Consider the following 17,049-nt stretch of genomic DNA (forward strand, 5'->3'; position numbering starts at 1 on the left):
GCCAATCGTCACCGTCGCAGGAAGGGCGCCGAAGTTGCGGCCAGCCCCCCTTCTCCCCGTCACTATACGGGGAGAAGTGCCCGGCAGGGCGATGAGGGGCGGCGCCGACTTCGACAATTGGCCGTCTCCGCACAAGTGGGAAACGGTCATGGTCTGCAGCGAAAGCCCGATTATTCGCCCGGACCCTTGCAGGCGACGATCTGGTCCTTGCTGTAGGTGGTCCATTCCGGGATCGAGATCGAGACCGGCCATTCCGGGCTGAGCGACGGATCGGCGGCTCCCTTGAGCTTGGCCTTGCCCTCTTCGGTGGCATTTTCCCAGAGCTGCGGCTCGACCAGCACGGTCTGCTCCGCCGGCTTCTTGCCGTCGAGGATCTGCAGAGCGAGCGTCACGCCGGCGCCGCCGATCGAGCCCGGGTTAGTCACGGCTGCACCGACAAGGCCCTTGACCGAGTTCAGCTGGCCGACGAAGCCGGCATTGTCGGCACCGACCACCGGCACCAGCGGCGTCTGCGACTCGACCAGCGCATCGACGATCACATTGTCGATGCCGGAGGTCCAGATGCCGTTGAACGGCGTTCCGGTGGCGATGAAGTCGAGGATCTGCTGCTTGCCCTGGTCCTGCTGCCAGCCGGTGAAGACCTCGTGCACGACCTTCACATCCGGAAATTCGGCCAGCGCCTTCTTAAAACCCTTGTCGCGGTCGCTGTCGGCGGAGGCGCCGGCAGCGCCGCGCATATAGACGACATCGCCCTTGCCGCCCATCTGTCCGAACAGCCACTTGGCGCCGAGATAGGCGTATTGCTCCTGGTTGTTGGAGATGATGTAGGCCGACGGCTCGGTGACCGCCTGATCGACGGCGACGACGACGATGCCGGCCTTGGTGGCCTCCTCCAGGGCCGCCTTGATGCCGGCCGGATCGGCCGGGTTGACGACGATGGCGTTGACCTTGGCGCTGATCAGGTTGCGGATGTCCTCGAGCTGGCCTGCCGCGTCGGTGTTGCGATGGGCGATGTTCAGCTTGGTCACCTCGCCGGAGGCAAGCGCCTGTGCCTTGATCGCGCAGATCATCTCTTCGCGCCAACCATTGCCTTGCACGGTGTTGGAAATGCCGATCGTGTATTTGCCTTCGGCGGACGAGACGCCCACCGCGGCCATGAAAGCCGCGCCGGCAAGCACCGGAACCATTGCCAGATATTTCTTGTTACGCATGTAAGTCTTCCTCCACATTGACTTTAGGTTCAGTTCGAAAATCGTTTCTGGTCATCAGAAGGGGCGTCATTTCACAAAGGGGCGCAGCACGTCGCGGGCCAGCAGAAAGCCTCGCTTGACGTTGTCGTCGCTCCCTTCAAAGCGCCGGTCCTCATGCTCGATGATGACAGGCCCGTCATATCCGGCCCGGTAGAGCCCGGAAAAGATGATATTCCAATCGACATCGCCGAGCCCCGGCATACGCGGCACCTGCCAGCCTATGCCGGCCGAAAGGATGCCGCGCTCATAAAGGCCGTCGCGGTCGATCATCAGGTCCTTGGCATGCGCATGCAGCATATGCGGGCCGAATTCTCGGACAAAGCGCGCCTGGTCGATCATCTGCCAGACCAGATGCGACGGGTCGAAATTCATGCCGACATCGCCGCCCCAGGCCTCGAGAATGCGGCGCCAGATATAGGGCGAATAGGCGATGTTGTGCCCGCCCGGCCACTCGTCGTAGCTGAAGATCATCGGGCAGTTCTCGAAGGCCAGCTTGACGCCGTTGTCGCGCGCGTGGGCGATGATGGCGGGCCACACTTTGAGCGCCTCTTCCCAGTTGGCGTCGATGGTTTTTGAAGCATCGCCGCCGCAGAAAGTGTTGACCACCGGCACGCCCATATGGCTCGCCAGCACGATCACATTCTTCAAATGATCGATGACGGTGTTGCGGTGCCCGGCGTCGGGATGCAGCGGATTGGGGTAGTAGCCGAGGCCGGAGATCGACAGGTTCTTCTCCGCCAGTCCTGCCGCGATTTCCCTGGCCTGCGAGGCCGAAGTCGAAGCGGCGTCGATATGGCTGGTGCCGGCATAGCGCCGGGCGGCGCCCGAGAATTTCGGCCAGCAGGCGATCTCCAGCGCCTCGAAACCGGCCGAGCTTGCCCAGTCGGCAACCTCGCCGAGGGCGGTGTCCGCAAACGGTGCGGTGAGCAGTCCTAGCTTCATCCTGCCTCCCTTCTCCCACTATGCCGATTGTGCCGGCTGCTTCAACCGCGCGGACGCCGGCAATGCGCAGGCATGGCCGACAAAGCCCATCGGGTCGTTCGACAGCAGGCCGTCGAGCGCGGTGACAATGGTTGTGCGGAAATTCTCGTTCGCGGCGAGGCCGGGGTCGAAGATGGTGTCGATGGCGAGAATGCCGTCCGCTAGGGCTTTTGCATCGGCGCCGACCGCGTCGGCAATTTGAGCGACCTTATCGGCGTAAGGGTCCGATACTTCCCAGCTTCTGCCGAACCTCGCCGAGGCCTTAATCAGATAGGCCATCCAGCCGGCGACCGGAATCGACAATAGGGCGATGCTTTCACCCCGCCGCAAACGCTCGCGGATCGGGTTGAGCAGGCGCTGCACGATCTTCTGCGAGCCATCGGTGGCGATCTGGTGATTGCGATGACGGATTGCCGTATTTCTGAGCCGGCCGAGGCTCTGCTCGACATAGGCCTGTGGCGACACACCGGGCACCGGCGCCAGGGTCGGCAGCGTCTCCTCCACCAGCATGCGGCGAACGAAAGTCCCGAGCAACGGATCGGCGATGGCGTCCGACGTGTGCTCGTGGCCGGCCAGCACGCCGAGAGTAGCAAGCGTCGTCTGGGCGCCGTTGAGCACCCGCATCTTGAGATGCTCGAAGGGCGTGACGTCGTCGACGAAGCTTGCGCCGACCAGATCCCAGCGCGGCACCCTGCCGGCGAACTTTTGCTCGATCACCCATTGCCGGAACGGCTCGCCGACCACGACGGCGGCATCGCGGTAGCCGAAACGCTGCTCGACCGTCTCGATGTCGGCTTCAGACGTCGCGGGCGCGATGCGGTCGACCATGGCCGACGGGAAGGCGACGTTGGCGGCGATCCAGTCCGCCAGGCCATCGCCGCGCCGTGCTGCGATAGCCTGCACGACGTTCGCCAGGATGACGCCGTTGGTCGGGATGTTGTCGCAGGAGAGCAGCGTCACCGGCCGTCCATGCGAGGCCATGCGCAGTTCGAGCGCCCGCGCCAGAATGCCCGGCACGCTGCGCGGCGTTTGCCGATTGACGAGGTCGTGGACGATGTCCGGGTGAGCCACATCCAGCTCGCCATTGGACGGAATGTGGCAATAGCCTTTCTCGGTGACCGTCAGCGTGACCATCTCGATGCCGGCGGAGGCCAGTACGTCGAGCGCGGGGGCCGAACTTTCCTGGCTGTCGACCACCGAGACGATGCTGCCGATGACGCGCGCTTCGACCTTGTCGTCCTCGCGGATCAGGCGCGTGTACAGCCCGCCTTGCCGGCCCAGCGTCTCCGACAGGTTTGGCGGGCGGATGTTGAGACCGACCACGCCCCAGCGATCGAAACGGTGCGACAAGAGATCGTCGGTGTATTCGGCCTGATGGCAGCGATGGAAGGCGCCGACGCCGATATGCGCCATGCCTGGGGTGAGTGCTGTCCGGTCGTAGGACGGTTTTTGGACGGCGGAAGGGAGCCGGCTAAGCAGTGCCGGGCCGAGCGTCTCGTGCGATGCGGAACCAGCCTTCACCGGTTCGCCCCGACGACCCACTGCTCCTGGTCGATCAGCGCGCCGGTCATCGGCCCTGCGGCGTCGGAGAGCAGGAACACGGCAAAGTTCGCCACTTCTTCCGCCGCCAACAGCCGGCCGAAAGGCTGCGAGGCGTTGGCCGCGTCGATCCAGCCTGGACCGTGCCCCAGCGTCGCAGCCTGCATGACGCGTTCGGCCGGCGTGTCGGTCCAGCCGACATTGATGCCGTTGACACGGATGCGGTCGAAGCGGTGTGCGTTGGCGGCGTTGCGGGTCAGTGTCGCCAGCGCGCCCTTGGTGGCGGAATAGACGGCGAGTTCGGGCGAGCCGCAATGCGCGTTGATCGACAGGATGTTGACGATGGCGCCGCCCTCACCTTGCTTGCGCATCTGCGCGATTGCCGCCTGCATCAGGAAGAACGGGGCGCGGGCGTTGACCGCAAAGAGAGCCGCCCAGTCGTCGAGGCTTGCGTCGAGGAACGAGGCCCGGTCCGTCAGGCCGGCGGCATTGACCAGCGCGTCGATGCGGCCGAAACGGCTGACGCATTCTTCGACCAGTCGCGCCGGCGCCGTGGCGTCGGCCAGATCGGCGGCGATGAAGGCCGCCGGCGTGCCCATGCCGGAGAGCGACGCCGCCACTTCGTTGCCGCGCACCGGCTCGCGGCCGGTGACCAGCAGGCCGCCGCCACCGGAACGCGCCAGCGTCTCGGCGATCGCCCGGCCGATGCCTTGCGTCGCGCCGGTGACCAGCACCACCTTGCCGTCGAGCCGAATCTCCATTCCTCCTCCCGGAACAAAGTTTCTATTTTTCCGAATATGAAATGCCAATTCCCGATAGTCAATCGCCCGTGCGGCGCGCGACGACGCCGTGGACGAGCGCCATGCCGACCGCCAGCGACGCGGCAAGCGAGCGGAAGCCGGCAAAATCTGACTCAACCACCTCCAGCCAGGTGTCCGACAGCTCGACCAGCGGGCTGAACGTGCTGTCAGTGATGGTGACGATGTCCGCCTTCCGCTCATGCGCCACGGCGACAAGATCGGGGGTGATCGAGTTGTAGGGGCTGAACGACACCGCCAGCACAGCATCGCGCTCGCCGATGCAGCCGACCTGGTCCAAGGCGGTCGAGCCGACATTGTCGACCAGCACATTGCGCACGCCCTGCTGCGACAAAGTGAGCGACAGATAGGTGGTGACGGGGAAGGCCCGCTTGCTGCCGATCACATAGATCAGGTCGGCCGAAGCCAAAAGGTCGACCATCTTTTCGAAACTCTCGACGTCGAAGCCATTGTCGATGCGGCCGAGCGAGGCCTGCGAGGCGCCGACCATGCCGTTGAGAAAATGCAGATTGGCGTTGGGCTCAGCCGCTGCCCGCTCCTGCCCGTCGCGCGCCCGTCCCTCGGGCCAGGATGCTTTGACATGGTCCTTGAACAGGCCCTGGAAGTCGGAGAAGCCGGCATAGCCGAAGATCTGCGCGAAACGCACCAAGGTCGAAGGCTGCACACCGGCCTGCTCGGCGACCTGAACGATCGTGCCGAGCGCGACGTCGCTCGGATGCTGCCACAGGAAGATGGCGACCTGGCGCAGGCGCTTCGGGAAATGCACCGTGCCGGCCGAAAGCACGGCACGCAATTCCTCATAGGTCTGCGGCTTGGTGTAGCCGAGCGCGGCAAGCGAGCGGCCCTGTTTCTTCGCCATGGTCTCGTTGCGGCCGACGATCTCAGCACGACCCGGTGAGCTGCGTGCTCCGCTCATGGTACGAACGGGAAGGCGATTGCGACCATGCGCTGCTTCGTCATCCGAACCTCCTCCAGTTCAAATCGTTTTCACGCTAGCCCGCCATGATCGTTTTACAAAACGAAAATTGGAAATAATGTTCGAAAACGGTGACGGGTTCCTATGGGCCGGCGCACCCCGCAAAAAAGACCGTTTCCACGGGAGGGAGTTCTCAACTCATGGTCTACGCAATTGCCGACGGGTCGACACGCCAACGCTTGCGGGTCGGCATGGTGGGTGGCGGCCGCAACGCTTTCATCGGTGCCGTGCACCGGCTGGCCATGCGCCTCGACGACCAGATCGCGCTGGTTGCCGGCGCGCTGTCCTCGGATCCCGAAAACGCGGCCGCGTCCGCTGCCGAGATCGGCATCGCGCCTGAGCGCAGCTATGCCGACTACCGGGAGATGGCGCGCGCGGAAGGCGCCCGTCCCGACGGCATCGAAGCCGTCGTCATCGTCACGCCAAATTATCTGCACGCGCCGATCGCGACCGCCTTCCTCGACGCCGGCATCGACGTCATCTGCGACAAGCCGCTGTCGACGACGCTGGCCGACGCCGAGGCGCTGGTGAGCCTGGCGCGCGCCAAAAACCGCAAATTCATCGTCACGCTTAACAACACCGGCTACGCCATGGTCCGGCAGGCGCGCGAAATGGTGGCGGCCGGCGAACTCGGGCGGATCGTCTCCGTGCATGCCGCCTATATCCAGGACTGGCTGACCTTGCCGATCGACGCGGAAGGGCAGAAGCAGGCCGAATGGCGCACCGATCCGGCACGCGCCGGGCAGTCGGCTGTGCTCGCCGATATCGGCGTGCACGCGTTCAACCTGGCGAGCTTTATCTCGGGATGCCAGGCCGAGGAAGTTTCGGCCGATCTCTTCACCGCCGTGCCCGGACGCCGGCTCGATGACAACGCCCATGTGCTTGTTCGCTGGTCGGGCGGCGCGCGCGGCACGATCTTGGCAAGCCAAACCTCGCCCGGCCACTACAACGACCTCTGCGTCCGCATCTATGGCGACAAGGCCGGGCTCGAATGGTCCGGCACGCGGCCGGAAGAGTTGCGCTTTTCACCCTATGGCGAGGAAACGCGCACGCTGGTGCGCGGCGGCCATGGCGCATCCGCGGAAAGCCGGCGCGTGTCGCGCATGCCGGCAGCCCACCCGGAAGGCTATATCGAGGCCTTCGCCAATCTCTATTGCGACGCCGCCGACATCATTCGCGCCCACCGCTCGGGCGTCGCGATCGATCCGGCACGTGCTGCCCAAGTGCCCGACGTCATCGACGGCGCCCGCGGCGTCAAGTTCGTCGCGGCGGCCGTCGCTTCCAATTCCTCGGGCGGCGCGTGGACGCCGGCTTTGTTTCCGTGAATCTCGCCATGCCGCATTGCACAATCGCGTCGCCTGCGCAAAATGCGGCATGATCCGCAAATCCCTCACTGTCCTGGTGATCGATGAAAACCACATCCGCGCTTCCATAATCGAAGCAGGACTGCGGGAGGCTGGGCATCAGCAGGTCACGGTCATCCATGACGTCGCCGGCATAGCGCGACGGATCGCCGAGATCGAACCCGACGTGATCGTCATCGATCTCGAAAATCCCAACCGCGATATGCTCGAAAACATGTTCCAGCTCTCGCGCGTGGTGAAGCGGCCGATCGCCATGTTCGTCGACCGCTCGGACCAGGCCTCGATCGAAGCCGCGGTGGAAGCGGGAGTCTCCGCCTACGTCGTCGACGGCCTGCGTCAGGAGCGGGTCAAGCCGATCCTCGACATGGCGATCAGCCGCTTCAATGCGTTCTCGCGCATGGCGCGCGAACTGGAAGAAGCCCGCAGCGAGTTGGAGAGCCGCAAGGTGATCGATCGCGCCAAGGGCATCCTGATGAAGTCGCGCGGCCTGTCGGAGGACGCGGCCTACACGCTGCTGCGCAAGACCGCCATGAACCAGAACCGGAAGATCGGCGAAATCGCGCAGAGCCTGGTGACGGCGGCAGGCCTTCTGGATCCCGAGGAGAGTTGACGATGGCCGCTGAGCACCGGATCAATGCTGGCTTCATGCCGCTCTTCGACAGCGCTGTCCTTGTCGCAGCGAAGGAAATCGGCTTCGCCCTGCGTGAAGGCATCGACCTGACGCTCAACCGGGAAACGTCCTGGGCCAACATCCGCGACCGCATCGCCATCGGCCATTTCGATCTGGCGCATATGCTGGGACCGATGCCGATCGCCTGCAATCTGGGGCTGACGCCGCTCGCCTCCGATACGGTCGTGCCGTTCTCGCTCGGCCTCGGCGGCAACTGCGTGACGGTTTCGAACGCGGTCTGGGTGGGCATGGCCGCGCACGGCGCCCGACCCGACCTTGATCCGGCGCGGGCCGGCAAGGCCTTGGGAGCATTGATCCGCGAACGGGCGAACGCCGGCCGCGATCCGCTGCGCTTCGCCGTCGTCCATCCGCATTCCGGGCACAATTACGAACTGCGCTACTGGCTCGCGGCCTGCGGCATCGACCCGTCGCGTGAAATCGAAATCGTCATCGTGCCGCCGCCCTTTATGGCGGACGCGCTCGCCGCCGGCAGGATCGACGGCTACTGCGTCGGCGAACCCTGGAACAGCGCCTCCGTCGTCGCCGGCACCGGCCACATCGCCACGGTCAAGGCGGCCATCTGGAAGACCAGCCCGGAGAAAGTCGTCGGCGTGCGCAAGGCGTGGGCGGAAAAACAGCCGGCCGCACTTTCGGCCCTGCTACGCGCGCTTCATCACGCGGCGCGCTGGTGCCAGGATCCGGCAAACCGCGGCGAACTCGCGGCCTTGATGGCGCAGCCGGCCTTCCTCGGGCTTGCGCCGGCGCTGCAGATGCCGATCCTCAGCGGACATCTTGCGCTCGGCGGCGGCGCCGAACTGAGCGTCGGCGACTTCTTTCTGCCCTTCAACAAGGCGGCGAACTTCCCGTGGAAGAGTCATGCGCTGTGGTTCTATACGCAGATGGTGCGCTGGGGGCATGTCGCGCACACGCCGGAAAACCTCGCTATTGCCCGCGACTGCTACCGCCCCGATCTCTACCGCTCGGCGTTGAAGCCGCTTGGCGTGGCGCTTCCCGGTGCCAATGCCAAGGTCGAGGGCGCGCTGAAGGCCGCGACTCCGGTCGGTTCGGCGGGGGCAAGCCTGGTGCTCGGACCCGACGGTTTCTTCGATGGCCAGATCTTCGATCCCGACGAGATCGACGCCTACATTGCCGGCCAGAAATTGGCGCGCGCCGAAGCCTGATTATTTCCGCGCCATTCTTGTGCACTGCACAAAAAATGTGCGTGCAACTGCGCTAATGAACAATCTTTGGCTTGCTCGCCCAGCGGGCCGGCGCGCCGACGATTGTGGCATGTCATTGATCTCATTGATGTTTGTCATCCATTCAGAAACTGGCACGGTTCCTGCTTTGCAATAGGCAGACTCTTCTCGGGTCACGGAATAGGCGTCCAATGGCGGGCGCTACAGGCAAAGCTGCCGCTCAGGTCAACACGCGATCCCGGATGGACGGACGCGCGCGGCCTGGCCGGCGGCTTTTTGTTTTGACCGAACACGCAATCGACGGCGCTGATCCCAAGCAGTGCCCAACCGGAGACGACGATGACGAAACGCATTAAGAGCCATTCCGCCCAAACGGCGATCAGCCGCCGCGATTTCCTGAGGATCAGCGCTGCCACCGCGACAACGCTGGCGGCGGCGCGTGCGCTGCTGCCCTCCGGCGCCTACGCCGCGGCGGCCGCGCCGGAAGTCACCGGCGCTAAGCTCGGCTTCATTGCGCTGACCGATGCAGCACCGTTGATGATCGCCAAGGAGAAAGGCCTGTTCGAGAAATTCGGCATGCCCGATGTCGAGGTGCTCAAGCAGGCCTCGTGGGGCGCGACGCGCGACAATCTGGTGCTCGGCGGCGAGGCCAACGGCATTGACGGCGCCCATATCCTGACCCCGATGCCTTATCTGATGCACACTGGCAAGGTGACGCAAAACAAGCAGCCGCTGCCGATGGCGATCGTGGCGCGGCTCAACTACGACTGCCAGGGCATTTCCGTCGCCCAGGAATATGCCGGCACCGGCGTCGACCTCGACGCCTCCAAGTTGAAGGACGCCTTCGCTGCGAAGAAGGCCGCAGGCAAGGAGGTGAAGGCCGCCATGACCTTCCCGGGCGGCACGCACGATCTTTGGCTGCGCTACTGGCTGGCCGCCGGCGGCATCGATCCCGACAAGGACGTCTCGACCATCGTCGTGCCGCCGCCGCAGATGGTCGCCAATATGAAGGTCGGCAACATGGACGTGTTCTGTGTCGGCGAGCCGTGGAACGAGCAGCTCGTCCACCAGGGCGTCGGCTTCACCGCCGCCACCACTGGCGAGCTATGGAAGGGCCATCCGGAAAAGGCGCTCGGCCTGCGCGCCGAATTCATCGACAAGTACCCGAACGCCACCAAGGCGATCCTGATGGCCGTCATGGAAGCCCAGCAATGGTGCGAGGCCAAGGAAAACAAGGACGAGATGGCCGCCATCATCGGCAAGCGGCAGTGGATGAACGTGCCGGCAGTCGACATTATCGGCCGCCTCAAGGGCGACATCAACTACGGCAATGGCCGCGTCGCCACCGGCACCGATCTCTACATGAAGTTCTGGAAGGGCGGCGTGTCCTATCCCTTCAAGAGCCACGACAGCTGGTTCCTCGCCGAAAACATCCGCTGGGGCAAGTTCGCGCCGACCACCGACATCAAGGCGCTGGTCGCCCAGGTCAATCGCGAGGATCTGTGGCGCGAGGCGGCCAAGGATCTTGGCGTCGCTGCGGCCGATATCCCGGCCTCGTCATCGCGCGGCACCGAGACCTTCTTCGACGGCAAGGTCTTCGATCCGGAGAACCCGTCCGCCTATCTCGACAGCCTGAAGATCAAGGCGTCGGCCTGAGCCCGACATAGATGCGCGACAGGCGTTGGCAACGCCGCCGGTTGTGCACGTGCCGCCAAGGAGTTTTCGAGAAATGTCTATCCAAGCCATCGAGGACCGCAAGGTGAAGCCGTTCCCCGCGCCGGCGAAGCCCGCCGAAATCCTCGCCTTCACCGCCAAGGCGCGGCGTCGCTTCGACCCGGCCGCGATCGCCGGCAAGCTGGCCAGCACGCTGGTGCCACCGGTCATCGTTATCGCCATCATGCTCGTCATCTGGCAGGTCGCCTGTTCGTCGCCGACCGCCAGCCTGCCGCCCCCAAGCCAAGTATGGAACGAGGCCTATGACCTGATCGCGCACCCATTTTTCGACAATGGCCCGCAGGATATCGGGCTCGCCTGGCGGGTGCTGATCTCGCTGCAGCGCGTTGCCATCGGCTTCGGTCTGGCGGCAATCGTCGGGGTGGCGCTCGGCGCGCTGGTCGGCCAGTCGATCTGGGCCATGCGCGGCCTCGATCCGGTGTTCCAGATCCTGCGCACCGTGCCGCCGCTCGCCTGGCTGCCGCTGTCGCTGGCCGCGTTCCGCGATTCCAGCCCATCGGCGATCTTCGTCATCTTCATCACCTCGATCTGGCCGGTGATCATCAACACCGCCGTCGGTGTCCGCAACATCCCCGAGGATTATCGCAACGTCGCCCGCATTCTCCGGCTGAACCAGTTCGAATTTTTCGTAAAGATCATGGTGCCGGCAGCCGCGCCTTACATCTTCACCGGCTTGCGGATCGGCATCGGGCTGTCGTGGCTCGCCATCGTCGCCGCCGAAATGCTGACCGGCGGCGTCGGCATCGGCTTCTTCATATGGGACGCGTGGAACTCGTCGCGGCTGCCCGACATCATCGTCGCGCTCGCGTATATCGGCGTCACCGGCTTTTGCCTCGACCGCCTGGTCGCGGCAGTCGGCGCCTTCGTCACCCGCGGCACAACGGCAAAGTGAGGAAAGCGCCATGACGGCCTATCTGAAGCTCGACCACATCGACAAATCCTTCGCCCGTGGCGGCCATGTCAGCGACGTCCTGAAGGACATCCGGCTGACCATCGACAAGGGTGAATTCGTCTCCATCATCGGCCATTCCGGCTGCGGCAAGTCGACCTTGCTCAACCTGATCGCCGGGCTGACCAAGGTCTCGGCCGGCGCCGTCCTGCTCGAAGACAAGGAGGTCGATAGTCCCGGCTCGGAACGCGCCGTGGTCTTCCAGAATCACTCGCTGCTGCCCTGGCTCACCGTCTACGAGAACATCAACCTCGCGGTATCCAAGGTCTTCGGCGGCACAAAGAGCCGGGCCGAACGGCATGACTGGATCATGCGCAATCTCGATCTCGTGCAGATGGCGCATGCCAGGGACAAGCGCCCGGCCGAGATTTCCGGCGGCATGAAGCAGCGTGTCGGCATTGCGCGCGCGCTCGCCATGGAGCCGAAGATTCTTTTGCTCGACGAGCCGTTCGGCGCGCTCGACGCGCTGACCCGTGCGCATCTGCAGGATGCGGTGATGGACATCCATTCCAGGCTTGGCTCGACGACGATCATGATCACCCATGATGTCGATGAGGCGGTGCTGCTCTCCGACCGCATCGTCATGATGACCAACGGTCCGGCAGCGACCATCGGCGAGGTGCTTGCCGTGCCGCTCGCCCGGCCGCGCCGGCGCATCGAGCTTTCCTCCGACCGCACCTTCCTGCGTTGCCGCGAGGCGGTGCTGAAGTTCCTCTACGAACGCCACCGCTTCGTCGAAGCTGCGGAGTAAGGCCATAACCGGAAAACTCGTCATCATCGGCAATTGGCAATCTGCATCGGCAATTGGCAGTCTACCGCATTGCACAAATATTATGCTGCTGTGCAAGGCATTCTGACTAATCTTTGATCCGCTGCCGGGCTTGGTCAAAAGTCGCGCGGCTGCGGTTAACATTGATTTCATTCGATAATTCAGAGCGCTGTCGAATTGGCACGCTTCCTGCTTTTCAGAATGTAGGTCCGCAAGGGCCAAGTGACATGGCGTCCAATGGCGGGCGCCCCAGGCAAAGCTGCCGCTCAGGTCCACACGCGCTCCCGGAACCCCGGACGCGAAGACCTGGCCGGCGGCTTTTTTGTTTTGACGCAATCGACGGCGCTGGTCCCAAGCGGCGCCCAACCGGAGACGACGATGACGAAACGGATCGGAACTGGCGCGTCCCTCGCGGACTTCACACGCCGCGATTTTCTGGCCAGCAGCGCGCTGACGGCGGCGCTGTTCACCGCCGCGCTCCTTCTCTTTCCCGCTGGCGCCAAGACTGACGGCAAGGGTCTCGAAGTGACGGCGCAAAGATCGGTTTCAACCAGTTCGCCGATGCCGCGCCGCTGACAGTCGCGAACGAACAGACAAGGGCGGTGACTCCCACGCCGCAAACCGGAGCCAGAAAATGACCGCAAATCTCCCAGCCGCGCCCAGCCAGGACAGTGCTCCCCGGCAGGCGCTTGTGATGTCCACCATCGCCTTCACCGTCTGCTTCGCGGTGTGGACGATCTTTTCAATCATCGGCGTGCGCATAAAGCAGGAGCTGGGGCTGAACGAGACGGAGTTCGGCCTGCTCGTCGGCACGCCGATCCTCACCGGCTCGCTCGTGCGTATGGTGCTCGGTGTCTGGACCGACCGTTTTGGCGGACGGCTGGTATACACCGCGACCATGCTTGCGGCGGCGGTCGCGACCTTCCTGCTCGCTTTTGCGCACACCTACGGGCAGATGCTGGTCGCTGCGCTAGGCGTTGGGCTCGCCGGCGGTTCCTTCGCCGTCGGTGTCGCCTATGTCTCGCGCTTCTTCCCGGCCGGCAAGCAGGGTACGGCGCTTGGCATTTTCGGTGTCGGCAATGTCGGCGCCGCGGTCACCAAGTTCCTGGCACCGTTCGTGCTTCTCTCCTGGGGCTGGCAGTCGGTCGCGCTGATCTGGGCGGCAGCACTCGTCGTCATGGCCGCCGTCTTCTGGTTCACGACCGGCGACGATCCGGTCATCCGCGAGCGCCGCGACGGCAAGGCTGCACCCGCGAGAAGCTTCTTGCAGGAATTCGCGCCGCTCAAGAACCTGCAGGTCTGGCGTTTTGCCTTCTATTATTTCTTCGCCTTCGGTGCATTCGTGGCGCTGTCGCTGTGGCTGCCCCGCTACCTGATCGGCGTCTACGGCTTCGGGCTTGCGACCGCCGGCATGATCGGCGCGGCCTATTCAATTCCGGCAAGTATTTTCCGCGCCTATGGCGGCGTGCTTTCCGACCGGATCGGCGCCCGCACCGTGCTCTACTGGACCTTCGCTGTCAGTGCCGTCGCGACTCTCGTTCTGTCTCTCCCCTCGGCAGACTACGTCGTGCGCGGTATCAGCGGGCCGATCACCTTCCATTTCGAGATCGGCCCGCTCGCCTTCATAGCCGTTGCCTGTGTGCTCGGCTTCTTCATGAGCCTTGGCAAGGCCGCCGTCTACAAGCACATCCCGGCTTACTATCCGCAGAGTGTCGGCGCGGTCGGCGGCGTTGTCGGCATGATTGGCGGGCTCGGCGGCTTTATCCTGCCAATCGCCTTCGGCGCGCTCAACGACCTCACCGGCGTCTGGTCGAGCTGCTTCATGCTGCTCTTCGTCATCGTCGCCACCTGCTTTGCCTGGATGCATTTTTCCATCCGGCGGATGGAGCGCACGGCGTCTGCCGAAGCTTCAGGCCTTTCCTACGCGGCTGAGTGAGACCGGAGTGGATCAGGACATGACCGAGAAACTCGTCATCATCGGCAACGGCATGGCCCCTGGGCGGATGCTGGAGCACCTCTTCGAACAGGCGCCGGACCACTACCAGGTCACCATCTTCAACGCCGAGCCGCGGGTCAATTACGACCGCATCATGCTGTCGCCGGTTCTATCCGGCGAGAAGGCCTATGAGGAAATCATCATCCATGGCGACGGCTGGTACATCGCCAATGGCATTACGCTTTACAAGGGCCACAAGATCGTCGCCATCGACCGGACGGCAAAGACCGTCACCTCCGACCACGGCGTCACCGAGCCTTATGACAAGCTCGTCATCGCCACGGGCTCGGTGCCGTTCATCATTCCGGTGCCCGGCCACGATCTGCCGGGCGTGCTCACTTATCGCGATCTCGACGACGTCCAGGCCATGCTGCTTGCCGCCCAGTCGCGGGCCAAGGCCGTGGTCATCGGCGGCGGCCTGCTCGGGCTCGAGGCGGCCGCGGGCTTGAATTCGCAAGGCATGGACGTCACCGTGCTGCATGTCATGCCGACGCTGATGGAGCGTCAGCTCGATCCGGCCGCCGGCTATCTCCTGCAGCGTGCCGTCGAGCAGCGCGGCATCAAGGTCATCACCAAGGCCAACACCCAGACGATCACCGGCAACGGCAAGGTCGAGCGGGTGGAACTTGCCGACGGCACTGTCATTCCCGCAACGCTCGTCGTCATGGCGGTGGGCATCAGGCCGAACGCGGCCCTGGCAAAAGAAGCCGGCATTGCCGTCAATCGCGGCATCGTCGTCGACGCCGGCATGCGCAGCAACGACCCCGACATCTACGCAATCGGCGAATGCGCCGAGGTCAACGGCCAGGTCTATGGGTTGGTCGCGCCCCTTTACGAAATGGCGCGCGTCGCTGCCAGCCAGCTGGCCGGCGACGAGGCTGCCGCCTTCGTCCATTCGGACACGCCGACCAAGCTCAAGGTCACCGGCATCGACCTGTTCTCGCTCGGCGACTTCGCCGAGGGCGACGACCGCCAGGAGATCGTGCTGCGCGATGCCGCTGCCGGCGTCTACAAGCGCCTGGTGCTTAGGGATGACCGCATCATCGGCACCGTGCTCTATGGCGAGACGGCGGACGGCGCCTGGTTCAACGACCTCAAAAAGAAGCAGACTGACATATCTGAAATGCGCGACACGCTCATCTTCGGCCAGTCCTACCAGGGAGGCGCCCCGCTGGACCCTATGGCGGCCGTTGCAGCCTTGCCGGATGATGCGGAAATCTGCGGTTGCAACGGCGTATGCAAGGGAAAGATCACCGGCGCGATCACGGCCAAGGGCCTGACCTCGCTCGACGACGTGCGCGCCCACACCAAGGCGTCGGCGTCCTGCGGTTCCTGCACCGGGCTGATCGAAAAGCTGATGGTGCTGACCATCGGCGACAAGTACAACCCGGCGGCGGTCCAGCCGATGTGCGGCTGCACCACGCTTGGCCATGACGAGGTCCGCCGGCTGATCAAGGCCAAGAGCCTGAAGACCATTCCGGCCGTCATGCAGGAGCTGGAATGGAAGACCTCCTGCGGCTGCGCCAAATGCCGGCCGGCGCTCAACTATTATCTCGTCTGCGACTGGCCCGACGAATACGCCGACGACTACCAGTCCCGCTTCATCAACGAGCGCGTCCACGCCAACATCCAGAAGAACGGCACCTATTCGGTGGTGCCGCGCATGTGGGGCGGCGTCACCAATGCCGCCGAATTGCGCGCCATCGCCGACGTCGTCGACAAGTTCGATATCCCGATGGTCAAGGTCACCGGTGGTCAGCGCATCGACATGCTCGGCATCCGCAAAGAAGACCTGCCGGCAGTGTGGGCCGATCTCGGCCAAGCCGGCTTCGTCTCCGGCCACGCCTATGCCAAGGGGCTGCGCACGGTAAAGACCTGCGTCGGCTCGGATTGGTGCCGCTTCGGCACGCAGGATTCGACCGGCTTGGGCATCCGCATCGAGAAATTCATGTGGGGCTCGTGGACCCCGGCCAAGGTTAAGATGGCGGTATCGGGCTGTCCCCGAAACTGCGCCGAGGCGACCTGCAAGGATGTCGGCGTCATCTGCGTCGATAGCGGCTACGAGATCCATTTCGCCGGTGCCGCCGGTCTCGACATCAAGGGCACCGAGGTGCTCGGCCTGGTCAAGACTGAGGACGAGGCGCTGGAGCATATCGTGGCGCTGACGCAGATGTATCGCGAGCAGGGCCGCTATCTCGAGCGCATCTACAAATGGGCCAAGCGCGTTGGCATCGCCGAGGTCAAGCGCCAGATCATGGACGATGGCGAGAAGCGTAAGGCCTATTTCGACCGCTTCGTCTTTTCGCAGAAATTCGCTCAGGTCGACCCGTGGTCGGAACGCGCTTCCGGCAAGGACAAGCATGAATTCCGGCCGATGGCTTCGGTCGGTTTTGCGCAGGCGGCGGAGTAGGCGCGTGTTCCCGAAAAGTGGAAACCGGTTTTCGGTCAAGAACACGCGCAAAGGATGAGACAGATGAACTGGGTATCAATCGGCACGCTCTCGGACATCCCGCGTCGCGGCGCGCGCTGCGTTGCCACGCCGGAAGGCAAGATAGCCGTCTTCCGCACGGCCGACGATCAGGTCTTCGCCATCGACGACCATTGCCCGCACAAGGGTGGGCCACTCAGCCAAGGCATCGTCCATGGCACGGCGGTGACGTGTCCGTTACACAATTGGGTGATCTCGCTGGAAACCGGCAAGGCGCTAGGCGCCGACGAGGGCGTGGTGCGCACCATTCCGCTGCGGATCGACGGCGAGCGTCTGTTCATTGCGCTGGAAGCGCTCGCCAGCCGCGCAGCCTGAG

Annotated in this window: 15 protein-coding genes; 10 read left to right on the top strand and 5 right to left on the bottom strand. The window is 64.2% G+C overall.

What is annotated here, in order from left to right; translation table 11 throughout:
* Nucleotides 1–170: 170 nt before the first annotated feature.
* From NKJ94_RS01085 to NKJ94_RS01105, 5 genes are read right to left on the bottom strand one after another with little or no spacing between them, the layout of a single operon-like run.
* Nucleotides 171–1,229, bottom strand: coding sequence for an ABC transporter substrate-binding protein (locus tag NKJ94_RS01085; protein WP_352522547.1), 1,059 nt, complete (start codon nucleotides 1,227–1,229; stop codon nucleotides 171–173).
* A gap of 48 nt (nucleotides 1,230–1,277) precedes the next feature.
* A complete protein-coding gene (locus NKJ94_RS01090) occupies nucleotides 1,278–2,192 on the bottom strand; it encodes a sugar phosphate isomerase/epimerase family protein (protein ID WP_352522548.1) in 915 nt (304 codons plus the stop codon).
* An 18-nt stretch (nucleotides 2,193–2,210) separates the two neighbouring features.
* A complete protein-coding gene (locus NKJ94_RS01095; RefSeq protein WP_352522549.1) occupies nucleotides 2,211–3,752 on the bottom strand; it encodes a mannitol dehydrogenase family protein in 1,542 nt (513 codons plus the stop codon).
* Nucleotides 3,749–4,531, bottom strand: coding sequence for an SDR family oxidoreductase (locus tag NKJ94_RS01100; protein ID WP_352522550.1), 783 nt, complete (start codon nucleotides 4,529–4,531; stop codon nucleotides 3,749–3,751). The genes NKJ94_RS01095 and NKJ94_RS01100 overlap by 4 nt, the downstream gene beginning before the upstream one ends.
* Nucleotides 4,532–4,589: 58 nt before the next feature.
* Nucleotides 4,590–5,504, bottom strand: a complete 915-nt coding sequence (locus NKJ94_RS01105; protein WP_352522551.1) for a MurR/RpiR family transcriptional regulator — start codon at nucleotides 5,502–5,504, stop codon at nucleotides 4,590–4,592.
* A 200-nt stretch (nucleotides 5,505–5,704) separates the two neighbouring features.
* Here NKJ94_RS01105 and NKJ94_RS01110 point away from each other — a divergent pair, with 200 nt between their 5' ends.
* The 10 genes from NKJ94_RS01110 to nirD all read left to right on the top strand — a co-directional run bounded on the left by NKJ94_RS01110 (nucleotide 5,705) and on the right by nirD (nucleotide 17,048).
* Nucleotides 5,705–6,889: a Gfo/Idh/MocA family protein gene (locus NKJ94_RS01110; RefSeq protein ID WP_352522552.1), complete on the top strand. Its 1,185-nt coding sequence runs from the start codon at nucleotides 5,705–5,707 to the stop codon at nucleotides 6,887–6,889.
* A 49-nt stretch (nucleotides 6,890–6,938) separates the two neighbouring features.
* Nucleotides 6,939–7,538, top strand: coding sequence for an ANTAR domain-containing response regulator (locus NKJ94_RS01115; protein ID WP_352483956.1), 600 nt, complete (start codon nucleotides 6,939–6,941; stop codon nucleotides 7,536–7,538).
* A 2-nt stretch (nucleotides 7,539–7,540) separates the two neighbouring features.
* A complete protein-coding gene (locus tag NKJ94_RS01120; RefSeq protein ID WP_352522553.1) occupies nucleotides 7,541–8,779 on the top strand; it encodes a CmpA/NrtA family ABC transporter substrate-binding protein in 1,239 nt (412 codons plus the stop codon).
* A gap of 357 nt (nucleotides 8,780–9,136) precedes the next feature.
* Nucleotides 9,137–10,453: a CmpA/NrtA family ABC transporter substrate-binding protein gene (locus tag NKJ94_RS01125; protein ID WP_352522554.1), complete on the top strand. Its 1,317-nt coding sequence runs from the start codon at nucleotides 9,137–9,139 to the stop codon at nucleotides 10,451–10,453.
* A gap of 73 nt (nucleotides 10,454–10,526) precedes the next feature.
* The gene (gene ntrB / locus NKJ94_RS01130; protein ID WP_352522555.1) at nucleotides 10,527–11,423 is read left to right on the top strand and encodes a nitrate ABC transporter permease; all 897 of its coding nucleotides are present in this window, start codon (nucleotides 10,527–10,529) and stop codon (nucleotides 11,421–11,423) included.
* A gap of 10 nt (nucleotides 11,424–11,433) precedes the next feature.
* The gene (locus NKJ94_RS01135) at nucleotides 11,434–12,231 is read left to right on the top strand and encodes an ABC transporter ATP-binding protein (protein ID WP_352522556.1); all 798 of its coding nucleotides are present in this window, start codon (nucleotides 11,434–11,436) and stop codon (nucleotides 12,229–12,231) included.
* A 396-nt stretch (nucleotides 12,232–12,627) separates the two neighbouring features.
* Entirely contained in the window at nucleotides 12,628–12,825 is a 198-nt protein-coding gene (locus tag NKJ94_RS01140; RefSeq protein ID WP_352522557.1) for a hypothetical protein, read from the top strand.
* Between the two features lie 58 nt (nucleotides 12,826–12,883).
* On the top strand, nucleotides 12,884–14,185 hold the full coding sequence (locus tag NKJ94_RS01145; RefSeq protein ID WP_352522558.1) for an MFS transporter: 1,302 nt from the start codon (nucleotides 12,884–12,886) through the stop codon (nucleotides 14,183–14,185).
* Between the two features lie 19 nt (nucleotides 14,186–14,204).
* Entirely contained in the window at nucleotides 14,205–16,655 is a 2,451-nt protein-coding gene (nirB, locus tag NKJ94_RS01150) for a nitrite reductase large subunit NirB (RefSeq protein WP_352522559.1), read from the top strand.
* Between the two features lie 63 nt (nucleotides 16,656–16,718).
* Nucleotides 16,719–17,048, top strand: coding sequence for a nitrite reductase small subunit NirD (gene nirD / locus NKJ94_RS01155; protein ID WP_352522560.1), 330 nt, complete (start codon nucleotides 16,719–16,721; stop codon nucleotides 17,046–17,048).
* The last annotated feature ends 1 nt before the right edge of the window (nucleotide 17,049 follow it).

It is taken from the genome of Mesorhizobium sp. M0060, from assembly GCF_040323155.1.
Lineage (GTDB): Bacteria > Pseudomonadota > Alphaproteobacteria > Rhizobiales > Rhizobiaceae > Mesorhizobium.